The 12930-nt window shown below is 74.3% G+C and carries 12 protein-coding genes; 8 read left to right on the plus strand and 4 right to left on the minus strand.

The window, feature by feature from the left end:
• Window positions 1–19: 19 nt before the first annotated feature.
• On the minus strand, window positions 20–1003 hold the full coding sequence (locus tag BLT72_RS04855) for a DUF3500 domain-containing protein (RefSeq protein ID WP_231930339.1): 984 nt from the start codon (window positions 1001–1003) through the stop codon (window positions 20–22).
• Window positions 1004–1049: 46 nt separating this feature from the next.
• On the minus strand, window positions 1050–2513 hold the full coding sequence (locus tag BLT72_RS04860; RefSeq protein ID WP_197677206.1) for a GuaB1 family IMP dehydrogenase-related protein: 1464 nt from the start codon (window positions 2511–2513) through the stop codon (window positions 1050–1052).
• Between the two features lie 151 nt (window positions 2514–2664).
• Here BLT72_RS04860 and BLT72_RS04865 point away from each other — a divergent pair, with 151 nt between their 5' ends.
• From BLT72_RS04865 to BLT72_RS04900, 8 genes are all read left to right on the plus strand, one after another.
• Window positions 2665–4362: a WD40 repeat domain-containing protein gene (locus tag BLT72_RS04865; protein ID WP_091410669.1), complete on the plus strand. Its 1698-nt coding sequence runs from the start codon at window positions 2665–2667 to the stop codon at window positions 4360–4362.
• 44 nt (window positions 4363–4406) lie between these two features.
• A complete protein-coding gene (locus BLT72_RS04870; protein ID WP_091410671.1) occupies window positions 4407–5441 on the plus strand; it encodes a glutathione S-transferase family protein in 1035 nt (344 codons plus the stop codon).
• 181 nt (window positions 5442–5622) lie between these two features.
• Window positions 5623–5925: an urease subunit gamma gene (locus BLT72_RS04875; protein WP_091410673.1), complete on the plus strand. Its 303-nt coding sequence runs from the start codon at window positions 5623–5625 to the stop codon at window positions 5923–5925.
• Window positions 5926–5992: 67 nt separating this feature from the next.
• Window positions 5993–6352: an urease subunit beta gene (ureB, locus tag BLT72_RS04880; protein ID WP_091410675.1), complete on the plus strand. Its 360-nt coding sequence runs from the start codon at window positions 5993–5995 to the stop codon at window positions 6350–6352.
• Window position 6353: 1 nt separating this feature from the next.
• On the plus strand, window positions 6354–8057 hold the full coding sequence (locus BLT72_RS04885) for an urease subunit alpha (RefSeq protein ID WP_091410677.1): 1704 nt from the start codon (window positions 6354–6356) through the stop codon (window positions 8055–8057).
• A 13-nt stretch (window positions 8058–8070) separates the two neighbouring features.
• Entirely contained in the window at window positions 8071–8739 is a 669-nt protein-coding gene (locus BLT72_RS04890) for an urease accessory protein UreF (protein ID WP_091410679.1), read from the plus strand.
• Window positions 8732–9496, plus strand: a complete 765-nt coding sequence (ureG, locus tag BLT72_RS04895; protein ID WP_091410681.1) for an urease accessory protein UreG — start codon at window positions 8732–8734, stop codon at window positions 9494–9496. The genes BLT72_RS04890 and ureG overlap by 8 nt, the downstream gene beginning before the upstream one ends.
• Window positions 9496–10251: an urease accessory protein UreD gene (locus BLT72_RS04900; protein WP_091410683.1), complete on the plus strand. Its 756-nt coding sequence runs from the start codon at window positions 9496–9498 to the stop codon at window positions 10249–10251. Before ureG ends, BLT72_RS04900 begins: the two co-directional genes overlap by 1 nt.
• Here BLT72_RS04900 and BLT72_RS04905 read toward each other — a convergent pair.
• Both BLT72_RS04905 and qcrB read right to left on the minus strand, forming a co-directional pair.
• Entirely contained in the window at window positions 10248–10985 is a 738-nt protein-coding gene (locus tag BLT72_RS04905; protein ID WP_091410687.1) for a hypothetical protein, read from the minus strand. The genes BLT72_RS04900 and BLT72_RS04905 overlap by 4 nt on opposite strands.
• A 184-nt stretch (window positions 10986–11169) precedes the next feature.
• Entirely contained in the window at window positions 11170–12924 is a 1755-nt protein-coding gene (gene qcrB / locus BLT72_RS04910; protein ID WP_091410690.1) for a cytochrome bc1 complex cytochrome b subunit, read from the minus strand.
• Between the last annotated feature and the right edge of the window lie 6 nt (window positions 12925–12930).

Here is a 12930-nt window from a genome sequence, read left to right on the forward strand (position 1 = left end):
CCGGACGGACCGCGCCGGCTCAGCCCGCCGCGGGCCGGTGGGCGGCCGCGTGGTGCTGGGCCAGCAGGTCCCCGCCCAGGTCGTACCGCCGGTCCCGCCAGACGCAGTGCACGTGGTTGCCGGACTCCTGGGTGTTGTCGTACTCCAGGACGAAGGTCGGCCCGCTGACGGCGTAGTAGTGCCCCTCGCCGCGCTGCAGGCCCCCGGACCAGGTGAAGTGGACGTCGCCCCAGCCCGCGTCCTGGGCCGCCGTCCAGGCCGCGTCCGCGACGACGGCGGGGGAGCGGTCCAGGTACTGCCGGACGAGCGCCTCCAGCAGCTCGCCCTGCCGGCGGTCCATCGCGCTCCGGGGCAGCCCGCGGGCGGGGAAGCCGGTGACCGCCGGGTCCTGGCGGGTGAGCAGGTCGTCCGGGGCGGCGCCCGGCGTGACCGCCCGGGCTCGCTGGTCGTCCTCGAGCACCAGGACGAGCTGGCGGCCCAGGTCCTGCTCCCGCGGCAGGGACTGGAAGCCGCGGTGCAGGCCGCTCGCCACCTCGGCCGGCTGGGCGCCGACGAACTGGGGGGCGGTGACGACGGCGTCGCCGACCAGGGTCGCCTGGGCGACCAGGTGGTGGCCGCTGATCCGCCAGGACCACGGCGCGTCCGACCCGGGCCGGCCGAGCACCCGCACCCAGTAGGGCGCGTCGAGGTGCGGGACGGCGACGTGGTCGGACCGGCTCGTCTCGCGGCGGATCTCCTCCGTGCGCAGCACCAGCGCGAGGTCGGAGCGGCCGCGGGGGCTTAACGCCGTCTCCAGCAGGTCCTGAGCCCGGTCCCGCTGCTCCGCCGTCAGCCGGCCCAGCCGCAGCCCTGGCCGGTCGCCGGGCAGGTAGGTCCACGCGTGCCACTCGGCGGTGGAGAACGGTCCGGCGACGGCTCGGCGCTGGTCCGCGTCCAGGGCGTCGAGCAGGTCGGTCGCCGCCCGGCGCATCGCGCGGGCCAGCGGGGCCGTCGAGGTGGTCACGAGCGCACGCTAGCCGCTGCCCCCAACCGCCGGGGGCGGCCCCGCGTCACCAGCCGGCGTGCACCGGCCGGCCCTCGTCGTAGCCGGAGCCGGACTGCACGCCGACCACCGCGAGCTCGGCGAACTCCTCGAGGCTGCTGGCCCCGGCGTAGGTGCAGCTGCTCCGGACGCCGGCGACGATGGAGTCCACCAGGTCCTCGACGCTGGGACGCTCCGGGTCGAGGTACATCCGGCCCGTCGAGATGCCCTCCTCGAACAGGGCCGCCCGGGCCCGGTCGAAGCCTGAGGAGTCGCGGGTGCGGAGCTTGACCGCGCGGGCCGACGCCATCCCGTAGGACTCCTTGTACTGGCGGCCCTGGGCATCGGTCATCAGGTCACCGGTGCTCTCGTAGGTGCCGGCGAACCACGAGCCGATCATCACGCTGCCCGCCCCGGCGGCGAGGGCCAGCGCGACGTCGCGCGGGTACCGGACCCCGCCGTCGGCCCAGATCGAGCGGCCGACCGACCGGGCCGCCTCCGCGCACTCCAGGACGGCGCTGAACTGGGGCCGGCCGACGCCGGTCATCATCCGGGTGGTGCACATGGCGCCGGGTCCGACGCCGACCTTCACCACGTCGGCGCCCGCGTCCACGAGGTCGAGCACCCCGGCGGCGGAGACCACGTTGCCGGCGACCAGCGGCACCCGCCGGCCCCCGCGCTCCAGCTGGCCGTCGCGCACCTCGCGCACGCTCTTCAGCGCCTGCAGCATCTTCTCCTGGTGGCCGTGCGCGGTGTCGACGACGAGCACGTCGATGCCCGCGGCGAGCAGCGCCTCCGCACGGCCCGCCACGTCGCCGTTGATGCCGACGGCGGCGCCCGTCAGCAAGCGGCCGTCGGCGTCGAGCGCCGGCCGGTAGAGGGTCGAGCGGAGGGCGGCCTTCCGGGTGACCACGCCCTGCAGCCGGCCGTCCTCCACCACCAGGGCGGCGTTCAGGTGGCGGCTGCTGAGGGCGTCGAAGATCGCGGTCGCCGAGGTGCCGGCGGGCACCGTGAGCACGTCGTCCGACATCACCTCGTGCACCTGCGCGAAGCGGTCGGCGCCGGCCGCGTCGGCCTCGCTGACGGTGCCGAGCGGCCGGCCGTCCTCGACCACCACGACGAGGCCGTGGGCACGCTTGTGCAGCAGCGACAGCGCCTCCCCGACGGTGCTGTGCGGGGCGACCGAGACGGCGGTGTCGTACAGCGGGGAGGACCCCTTGACCTTCGCCGTCACGTCGGCGACCACGTCGGTCGGGATGTCCTGCGGGATGATGGCGACGCCGCCCCGGCGCGCCACCGTCTCGGCCATCCGGCGGCCGGCGACGGCCGTCATGTTGGCCACCACCAGCGGCAGGGTGGTGCCGATGCCGTCGGTGCTGGCCAGGTCGACGTCCAGGCGCGAGGTCACCGACGAGCGGCGCGGCACCATGAAGACGTCGGAGTAGGTCAGGTCGTGGGCGGGCGGGGGGCTCAGGAAGCGCACGACGTCCATCATCCCCCGTCGACGCCGGTCTTGGCGATCCTGCTCACCCGCGATCGGCTCTCCGTTCGCCGGTTCGGCGGACGTCTCACGGGTACGATCACGAGTCGGGGAGTGCGGGGTCCGCAGGGCCGTGCACGAAGACGTTGCGGGGGAATCCAGCATGCAGGGACGGTCGACGCGGTGGAGCCGCGCGCTCACCGGGGTGGCGGCCGCCGTCGCCCTGGTGGCCGGGACGGCCACGCCGGCCGAGGCGGCCGTCCCGACGGTCCGGGAGCGCAGCTCGGCCGTCGTCACCGCCGACGGCCTGCCCACGGTGCAGGTCGACGGGGTCGTGTGGACGCAGGTGGTGGTCGGCGGCACCGTCTACGCCGCCGGTGACTTCACGACCGCCCGCCCAGCCGGCGCCGCGCCGAAGACCTCGACCACGGCGCGCCGGAACCTGCTGGCCTACAACCTCAGCACCGGCAAGCTGACCACCACCTTCAAGCCGGCCGCGCTGAACGGCCAGGTGAAGGCGCTGGCCGTCTCCGGCGACCGCACGACCATCTTCGCCGGCGGCGACTTCACCCTGGTCGGTTCCAGCAAGCGGCTCCGGTTCGCCGCCTTCGACGCGAAGACCGGCGCCCTCCGCAAGGCGGCGCCCGCCTTCAACACGCGCGTGAACGCGCTCGCGGTGGTGGGCAGCAACGTCTACGTCGGGGGCTGGTTCACCCGCGTCGGCACCACCGCGCGCTCCCGTGTCGCCGCCGTCAACGGCACCACGGGGAAGCTCACCAGCTGGGCGCCCAAGCCCTCCGGTGCGGTGAACGCCCTGGTCGCCACCCCCGACCAGAAGAAGGTCGTCATCGGCGGCGGCTTCGACAAGATCGGCACCACCGCCGCCCGCGGGATGGGCGCGGTCGACGTCACGACCGGCAAGGTCAAGCCGTGGCGGATCAACACCGTCGTCCGGGACTACGGCTCGAAGTCGGCGATCCTCAGCCTCACGGCGGACGCCGACACCGTCTACGGCAGCGGCTACGCCTACGGCGGCGGCAACTTCGAGGGTGCGTTCGCGGCGAACCCCGCCGACGGGTCGGTGAAGTGGCTGCAGGACTGCCACGGCGACACCTACGGCGTCGCGCCGATCGGCGAGCTCGTCTACGTCGTCGGGCACGCCCACACCTGCCAGAACATCGGCGGCTTCCCGGAGGCGACGAAGCGGCAGTGGTACCGGGCCCTGGTGGTGTCGAAGAAGGCCGCCGGCACGGTGGCCACGAACGCCCAGCCGGGCGCGCACTACGGCAACTTCGCCGGCCAGCCGGCGCCGGCGCTCTCCAGCTGGTTCCCCGAGCTCACGCCGGGCACCTTCACCGGCACCAGCCAGTCCGCCTGGAGCGTGGTCGGCAACGCGACCTACGTCGCCGCCGCCGGCGAGTTCACCGCGGTGAACGGGAAGCCGCAGCAGGGTCTGGTCCGGTTCGCCGTGCGCACCGCCATCCGCACGCCCGGGCAGGGCCCCCTGCTGACCGACGCCAGCACCGCCCCCGTGCTCCGGCAGCAGCCGGCCGGCGTCGTCGTCGAGGCCCGCACCAACGCCGACCGGGACCAGCGCCTGCTCAGCTACGCCGTCGTCCGGCGGGAGCGGCGCGCGGACGGGACCGACGGGCCGGGCGTCGCGGTCGGGACGCCGAAGACGGCCGCCTCGGACTTCTGGAACCGGCTGACGCTGAGCTGGACCGACAGCACCGTCGAGCCCGGGCGGGTGTACCGCTACGAGGTCGCCGTGACCGACGCCGACGGCCACCGGGTGACCAGCCCGACCACCGAGATCTCGACGCCGACGTCGACGACCAGCACGCCCACCGGCGACGGCTGACGGTCCACCCGGGTGCCTCCCCGGCGTCGTCTACGTTGGGGCCCATGGACGACGACAACTCCACCAAGGGCGCCTACGTGACCACGGGCAGCGAGTTCACCCGCGACACCAACTACATCGCCACCCGGATCACCCGGGACGGCCGCGACGGCTACCCCGTCGAGGCCGGCCGGTACCGGCTGGTCGCCGCCCGCGCGTGCCCCTGGGCCAACCGGACGCTGATCGTCCGCCGGCTGCTGGGGCTGGAGGACGCCATCTCGCTGGGGCTGACCGGACCCACGCACGACAAGCGGAGCTGGACCTTCGACCTCGACGAGGGCGGCCGCGACCCGGTGCTCGGCTACGAGCGGCTGCAGGAGGCCTACTTCGCGCGCTTCCCCGACTACGAGCGCGGGATCACCGTCCCGGCGGTGGTGGACGTCCCGACGGGGCAGGTGGTCACCAACAACTACCCCCAGATCACCCTCGACTTCTCCACCGAGTGGACCGACTTCCACCGCGACGGCGCCCCGGAGCTCTACCCCGAGCGGCACCGCGACGAGATCGACGAGGTCGCCCAGCGGGTGTTCACCGAGGTCAACAACGGCGTGTACCGCTGCGGCTTCGCCGGCTCCCAGGAGGCCTACGACAAGGCCTACGACCGGCTGTTCACCGCCCTCGACTGGTTGGAGGAGCGGCTGTCCGGCCAGCGCTACCTGGTGGGGGACACCATCACCGAGGCCGACGTGCGGCTGTTCACCACGCTGGCCCGCTTCGACCCCGTCTACCACGGCCACTTCAAGTGCAACCGGCAGAAGCTCAGCGAGTTCTCGGCGCTGTGGGGGTACGCGCGCGACCTGTTCCAGACCCCGGGGTTCGGCGACACCACCGACTTCGTGCAGATCAAGCAGCACTACTACGTCGTCCACGTCGACATCAACCCGACCCAGATCGTCCCGAAGGGCCCCGACCTGGCGGGCTGGCTGACCTCCCACGGCCGCGAGCAGCTGGGCGGCCGGCCGTTCGGCGACGGCACCCCGCCGCCCCCGCCGCGGCCCGCCGAGGTCGTCCCCGCCGGGCACGGCGCCGGGGCGGCCTGACCTCCAGCGCTCAGCCGGCGGGCGGCGGGCCGAGGTCGACCTCAGCAGCAGGTCCGGGTGGCCCTCGACCCGCAGGGTCACCGGCTCCAGCCGCCGCCAGCCGCAACGCCGGCGAAACAATCGCTCGCTACGGTGACGCCGTCCGCACCGCTCACCGGCGACCGCGAAGGGGATCACGGCGATGAATCTGGCTCCGTCGGAGACCGAGAAGCTGCTGCAGGCCGTGGCCGGGATGGTGGCCCGGGACCGGCTCGCCCGCGGCGTCAAGCTGAACTACCCCGAGTCCGTCGCCCTGCTCGCCACCTGGGTGGTCGAGCGCGCCCGCGAGGGGGTGGGCGTGGAGGAGCTGATGAGCTCCGGCCGCGAGGTGCTCGGACGCGACGCGGTGATGCCCGGTGTCGCCGAGATGGTCAGCGACGTGCAGGTCGAGGCGACCTTCCCCGACGGCCGCAAGCTCGTCACCCTGCACGAGCCCATCCAGTAGCAGGCCCATCCAGCAGCAGGCCGGTCCGGCAGCGGCCCGATCAGCAGCACAGCCCCGAGGAGCAGGCATGGCGGGAACCTCCAGCGACGGCCCCGGTGCGGTCCGGGTCCGGCCCGGCACGATCGAGATCAACGCCGACCGCGGGCCGGACGAGCGGGGTGAGCTGACCGTCACCAACACCGCCGACCGGCCGATCCAGATCGGCTCGCACGTGCACCTGCCCGACGTCAACACCGGGCTCGACTTCGACCGCGCCGCCGCGTACGGCTTCCGGCTGGACATCGCCGCCGGCACCTCCGTGCGCTTCGAGCCGGGGGCGTCGCGCACCGTCGCGACCGTCCGCCTCCGCGGCCGCCGGCGCGTGCCGGGTCTCCAGCTCCGGGGACCTCAGCCGTCCGGAGCTCCGCTGCCCGCGCAAGGGGCCTGAGGTGGCCCGGCTGGACCGCGCCGACTACGCCGCCCTGTACGGGCCCACGACCGGCGACCAGATCCGCCTCGGCGACACCGACCTGTGGATCGAGGTCGAGCAGGACCTGACCGCCGGCGGCGAGGAGTCGGTGTTCGGCGGCGGCAAGTCGATCCGGGAGTCGGGCAACCAGGCGCTGCTGACCTCCGCCGAGGGTGCCCTCGACACCGTCATCACCAACGCGGTCGTCCTCGACCACTGGGGCGTCGTGCGCGCGGACGTCGGCATCCGCCACGGCCGCATCGTGGGGCTGGGTCGCAGCGGCAACCCCGACATCGCCGACGGCGTCGACCCGGCCCTCGTGATCGGGCCGGGCACCGACGTCATCTCCGGCGAGGGCCGCATCCTCACCGCCGGCGGCTTCGACTCCCACGTGCACTTCCTGTCCCCGTCGCAGGTGCACGAGGCGCTGGCGACGGGCCTGACGACGCTGGGCGGCGGCGGGACCGGCCCCTCGGAGGGTTCCAAGGCCACCACCGTGACCCCGGGCGCCTGGCACCTGCGGCAGGCCCACCGCGCGCTCGACGGCTTCCCCGTCAACCTGCTGCTGCTCGGCAAGGGCAACACCGTCTCCCGCGGCGCGTTCGAGGAGCAGGCCCTGGCCGGCGCCGGCGGGTACAAGGTGCACGAGGACTGGGGCTCCACCCCGGCGGCGATCGACGCCGCCCTGCGCGGGGCGGAGGAGTGGGGGCTGCAGGTGGCCCTGCACGCCGACTCGCTCAACGAGTCCGGCTTCGTCGCCGACACCGTCCGGGCCATCGCCGGCCGCAGCATCGCGGCCTTCCACGTCGAGGGCGCGGGCGGTGGGCACGCGCCCGACATCCTCACCATCGCCGGGCTGCCCCACGTCCTCCCCGGCTCCACCAACCCGACCCTGCCGCACACCGTCAACACGGTCGCGGAGCACCTCGACATGCTGATGGTCTGCCACCACCTCAACCCGGCCGTGCCCGAGGACCTGGCGTTCGCCGAGTCCCGGATCCGCGCGACCACCATCGCCGCCGAGGACCACCTGCACGACCTCGGGGCCATCTCCATCACCTCCTCCGACGCCCAGGCGATGGGCCGCATCGGGGAGGTGATCACCCGCACCTGGCAGGTGGCGCACGTGATGAAGCACGTCCGGGGCGCGCTGCCCGGCGGGCTGCCCGCCGACAACTTCCGGGCCCGCCGCTACGTCGCCAAGTACACGATCAACCCGGCGGTCTCCCACGGCGTCGACCACGAGATCGGCTCGGTCGAGGTGGGCAAGCTGGCCGACCTGGTGCTCTGGGACCCACGGTTCTTCGGCCACCGGCCGGACCTGGTGATCAAGGGCGGCGGCATCGTCGTCGGCGCCCTCGGCGACCCGAACGCCTCGATCCCCACCCCGCAGCCGGTCCTCATGCGGCCGGCGCTCTACCACGCCAGCGGCGCCGCCCGGTCGCAGACCTACGTGGCTCCGGCGGCGCTGGAGAACGGGCTGGCCGACGCCCTCGGCCTGCAGCACCAGCTGGTGGCCGTGCGCCCGACGCGCGACGTCGGCAAGGCCGCGATGGTCCTCAACGACGCCCTGCCGAGCATCGTCATCGACCCCGAGACCCACCGCATCGAGGTCGACGGCGACGAGATCCGTCCCGCCCCGGCCACCGTGCTGCCGCTCGCCCAGCTGTACTCCCTCTTCTGATGAGCCCGCTCGGATGACCGCCCCGTACCTGAGCCTGCTGCTGGCGGACGGGCGGCTGCCCACCGGGGCGCACACCCAGTCCGCCGGGGTGGAGCCCGCCTTCCAGGCCGGGATGGCCGTGTCCGCGGTACCGGACTACCTGACCGTCCGGCTGCGCACGGTCACCGAGGTGGAGGCGGCCACGGCGGTGCTGGCCCGCCGGACCTGGCTCGACGGCGCCCCGGACCGGCTGGCCGGGCTGGTCACGCTCGACGCCGCCTGGCGGGCGCGGACGGTGTCCGACGTCCTCCGCGACGCCGCCGACCTGCTGGGCCGCAGCTACCTGCGGCTGGCGGCCGCCGTCTGGGACCTGGCGGCCCTCGTCGGAGCCGGGCGGGTGTGGTGCCGCGCGGTCGTCGTCGGCGTGACCGCCGCCGAGGCGGGCCTGTCGGCGGCGGAGACGGCGCGGCTGGTGGCGTTCGAGGACGTGCAGACCGTCCTCGCCGCCGCCCTCAAGCTGGCCCCCTTCGACCCGGCGCTCGGCGTCGCCTGGGCCGTCCGCGCCCAGCCCGAGGTGGAGGGGCTCGTCGCCCGGGTCGCCGACCTCACCCGTGCCGCCGACCTCCCGGCCCCGACCGCCCCGCTGCTCGAGCAGTGGGGTCAGCAGCACCGCGACAGCGAAAGGCGGCTCTTCCGTGCCTGACCTCCACCTCCCGTCCACCGCCGGCTCCCCACCGGGCCCGGGGCCGCGCGCCCTGCGGCTCGGCGTCGCCGGTCCCGTCGGCACCGGCAAGAGCTCGCTGATCGCGATGGTCTGCCGTGAGCTCGGCCACGAGCTCAGCCTCGCCGTGATCACCAACGACATCTACACCGACGAGGACGCCCGCTTCCTCCGCTCGGCCGGCGTCCTCGACCCCGAGCGGATCCGCGCGGTGGAGACCGGCGCCTGCCCGCACACCGCCATCCGCGACGACATCAGCCAGAACCTGCTGGCCGTGGAGGACCTGGAGCGGGACTTCGCGCCCGTGGACGTCGTCCTGGTGGAGTCCGGCGGGGACAACCTCACCGCCACCTTCAGCCCGGCGCTCGTCGACGCCCAGTTCTTCGTGCTCGACGTGGCGGGCGGCGGGGACGTGGCCCGCAAGGGCGGGCCCGGGATCGCCCGGGCCGACGTGCTGGTGGTCAACAAGACCGACCTGGCCCCGCACGTCGGGGTGGACGTGGCGCAGATGGTGCACGACGCCGAGCACGCCCGCGACGGCCGCACGGTGATCGCGCTGTCCCGCACCGATCCCGCCTCGGTGGCCCAGCTGCGGGGCTGGGTGCTGGCGACGCTCGAGCGGTTCCGCTCCGGCGGTCTCGTGCCGGCCGACCCCGGGCCGATGGCCCCGCACGTCCACGCCGGGGCGGACGGAGCGGTCCAGCACCTGCACGCCGGCGGCCTGCTGCACAGCCACTGATGCTGCTCCCGGCCGGTCCGGTGGCCCGGACGCCCCCGACGGTGGTGCGGGTCCGCCGCGAGCACGGCCGGCTCCGGACCGTGCTGCGCGGCGGGCTGCTCCGGCCGCAGCGGCTGCACGGCCCGGACGACCGCTGCCGGGTCGGGCTGCTGGCGGCGACGGCCCTGCTGCTCGGTGGTGACGTCGTCGAGCTCGAGGTCGACGTCGGGCCCGGGGTCACCCTCGACCTGGTCGACGTGGCGGGGACGGTCGCCTACGACGGTCGTGGCGTGCCCGCCGACTGGCGGGTCGACGTCCGGGTGGCCGACGGTGGCCGGCTGCGCTGGGCGGGGGAGCCCTTCGTCGTCGCCGACGGCGCCGACGTGACGCGGAGCCTGGACCTCGCCGTCGCGGACGGCGGCCGGGCGCTGCTGCGGGAGACGCTGGTGCTCGGCCGGACCGGGCAGCAGGGGGGCCGGCTGCGCAGTCGCACGGAGGTCCGGCGCGGGGGCCGGCCGGTGCTCGTCGAGGACGCCCGGCTGGACCCGGCGACCCACCGCCGGCTGCCCGGGATGCTCGGCGAGCTGCGCGTCCTGGACAGCCTGCTGGCCGTCGGCGCCGACCTGCCGGAACCGCCGGTCGGGCCGACGGGGCACCGGGCCAGCCGCTTCTCGCTGCCCGAGCCGGGCTGCGCCCTGGGCCGGGCCCTGCTGCCCGACCTGGCCTCCTCGCCGGTGCACCGCTGGTGGGCGGCGACCGGCGAGACCGTCGACTAGCCGCCGGCGCTCGGCGTGGCGGAGGCGGCCGGGGTCGGGACGGCGCTCGGCGTGCCGGCGCTGGGGGCCGGGGTGGAGGGTGCCGGTGCCTCGGTGGGCGGTGCCGACGACGGCTCGAGGGTCGCCTCCGGGGTGCTGCTCGGCGCGGCCGTCGCGTCCTCGGACGGCTCCGCCGGGGCGCTCGGGGTGGCCGACGGCGACGCGACCGACGGCGAGCTCTCCGACGAGGCGGGGGAGGGGCTGGCGGCCGGCTGCGGGGCGGCGGCGGGACCCGGCTCGACCACCCGACCCACGGTCGTGCCGCCACCGCCGGACAGGGCACTGCCCGTGGCCAGCTCGAGCCCGGTCAGGGTGATGCCGGCCAGCGCGAAGGCCGCCACGGCGGCGACGAGCACGGTGCGCCAGGACAGCCGCGACCACCAGCCGCGCCGGGCGGTCCCGCCCGCGGCCGGGCCGGCCACCCGCCCCTGGAAGACCGTCCGCACCCGCTGGTGGGTCGAGCGCAGCGAGGCGGTGTAGAGGCTGCTGGCCACGGCGGCGACCACGCTGGCCAGGGCCGCGCCCACGACGGTGCCGGCGACGCTGAGCCGGGAACCGAGGTAGGCGGCGGTCATCGCCGCCAGCGCGCCGGCCAGCACCTGCGTGGCCGACAGGTCCGTCCGGGGCTTCGCCGGCTCCGCGTCGCGGCCGTCGCGGGGGGTGGGGTCCTGCAGGGGTCGGGTGTCGGTGCTCAACTGTCCTCAGCTCGTGTCGGTCGTGGGGGCGGGCGGCCGCGTGGTGCGGCTCGCGTCCACCCCCGGCCCAACGCAGCAGGATCCCGGATCGTTGTCACCGCGGTGGTGACGTGAGCAACCCCACAGCCTCCCGGGAACGCGACAGCGCCCCCGGTCCGAGGACCGGGGGCGCTGTCGGGCGTGCCTACTGGTGGGTGACGTTCTGCTGCGTCCCCGCCGTGATCGAGTGGTGGCCGTTGCTGCTGCCGTTCCCCTCGTGGCCGGCGGTCAGCGCGTGGTCGTCGTCGTGACCGTGGTGCTGCGCCTCCTCCAGCTCGGCCCGCGTCGGCTTGCGCAGGTCGTCCTGGAAGTAGAACCGGGTGGCCCGGCGCCGCAGCTGCTCGATCCGCATCTCCTTCGCCTTGACGTCGCCGTCCTGGGCCGGGAGCAGCGCGGGCAGCTGCTTGTGCTGGGTGAGGGTGTAGGCCTCCCCGACCGAGATCGGAGCGTGCCGCTCGGAGTAGGAGCCCGAGGGGTCCCGCTCGATGACGCCGGTCTCGGCACCGTGCAGCAGCCGCTCCTCGTCGGCCCGCTGGAGGCCGATGCAGATCCGCTTGGTGATGATGAAGGCGAGCACGGGGGCCACGAAGACCGCGACCCGCAGGAAGTAGGTCACCGCGTTCAACGAGACCCGGAACTGGGTGGCGACCAGGTCGTTGCCCCCGCCGATCCAGAGCATGCCGTAGCAGGTCATCGCCGCCACACCGAAGGCGGTGCGGGTGGGGGCGTTCCGCGGACGGTCGGCGATGTGGTGCTCCGACTTGTCCTTGGTGACCCACTGCTCGATGAACGGGTAGACCGCCATCAGGCCGAAGAAGAGACCCATCAGGCCGAGACCCGGGATCGCGACGTTCCACGACCAGGTGGTGCCGCCGAGGTGCCACTCCCAGTTCGGCATGATCCGGATGCCGCCCTCGACGAAGCCCATGTACCAGTCCGGCTGCGAACCGGCGGTGACCTCGGCCGGGTTGTAGGGCCCGTAGGTCCACACCGGGTTGATCTGCATCAGCCCGCCCATGAGGGTCAGCAGGCCGAAGACGATGAAGAAGAAGCCACCGGCCTTGGCGGCGTACACCGGGAAGACGGGGTAGCCGACGACGTTGCCCTCGTTGCGGCCCGGGCCGGGGAACTGGGTGTGCTTGTGGTAGACCACCAGCGCCAGGTGCGCCGCGATCAACCCGAGGATGATCGCCGGCAGCAGCAGGACGTGCACGATGTAGAGCCGCGACACGATCAGGCTGCCCGGGAACTCCCCGCCGAAGACGAAGAACTCGGCCCAGGTGCCGATCAGCGGGATCGAGCGGACGAGGCCGTCGACGAAGCGCAGGCCGGTGCCCGACAGCAGGTCGTCCGGCAGCGAGTAGCCCGCGAAGCCCTCGATCAGGCCCATCATCAGCATGGCGACGCCGATGACCCAGTTGATCTCGCGCGGCTTGCGGAAGGCGCCGGTGAAGAAGACGCGCAGGCTGTGCGCCAGCATCGCGGCCAGGAACAGCGCGGCCGCCCAGTGGTGCATCTGGCGGACCAGCAGCCCGCCGCGGATGTCGAAGGAGAGCGCCAGCGTGGAGGCGTAGGACTCCGACATGCTGACGCCGCGGAGCAGCTGGTAGGTGCCCTCGTACTCGATCTCGGCCATCGACGGCTTGTACCAGAACGAGAGGAACGTGCCGGTGATCAGCAGGATGATGAACGAGTAGAGCGCGATCTCCCCGAGCAGGAACGACCAGTGGTCGGGGAAGACCTTGCGGATGAAGGGCCGGCTCAGGGTCGCGATGCCCAGTCGTTCGTCGGCCCAGCGCGCGGGGCCGGAGGCCGCCTTGAAGACGGGACCCAGCTCCTTCTGCGGGACGTGCGCCTCGACGGCCTTCTGGTCGTCGACGGTCGTGGCTGGCTTAGCCATCAGTGG

Origin of the sequence: Friedmanniella luteola (assembly GCF_900105065.1) — a bacterium.
Classification (GTDB): domain Bacteria; phylum Actinomycetota; class Actinomycetes; order Propionibacteriales; family Propionibacteriaceae; genus Microlunatus; species Microlunatus luteolus.

Coding starts and splice junctions, on each gene's coding strand:
- BLT72_RS04860 (WP_197677206.1), bottom strand. CDS start 2,513: ATGGACGTCGTGCGCTTCCTGAGCCCCCCGCCCGCCCACGACCTGACC.
- BLT72_RS04865 (WP_091410669.1), top strand. CDS start 2,665: ATGCAGGGACGGTCGACGCGGTGGAGCCGCGCGCTCACCGGGGTGGCG.
- BLT72_RS04870 (WP_091410671.1), top strand. CDS start 4,407: ATGGACGACGACAACTCCACCAAGGGCGCCTACGTGACCACGGGCAGC.
- BLT72_RS04875 (WP_091410673.1), top strand. CDS start 5,623: ATGAATCTGGCTCCGTCGGAGACCGAGAAGCTGCTGCAGGCCGTGGCC.
- ureB (WP_091410675.1), top strand. CDS start 5,993: ATGGCGGGAACCTCCAGCGACGGCCCCGGTGCGGTCCGGGTCCGGCCC.
- BLT72_RS04890 (WP_091410679.1), top strand. CDS start 8,071: ATGACCGCCCCGTACCTGAGCCTGCTGCTGGCGGACGGGCGGCTGCCC.
- BLT72_RS04900 (WP_091410683.1), top strand. CDS start 9,496: ATGCTGCTCCCGGCCGGTCCGGTGGCCCGGACGCCCCCGACGGTGGTG.
- qcrB (WP_091410690.1), bottom strand. CDS start 12,924: ATGGCTAAGCCAGCCACGACCGTCGACGACCAGAAGGCCGTCGAGGCG.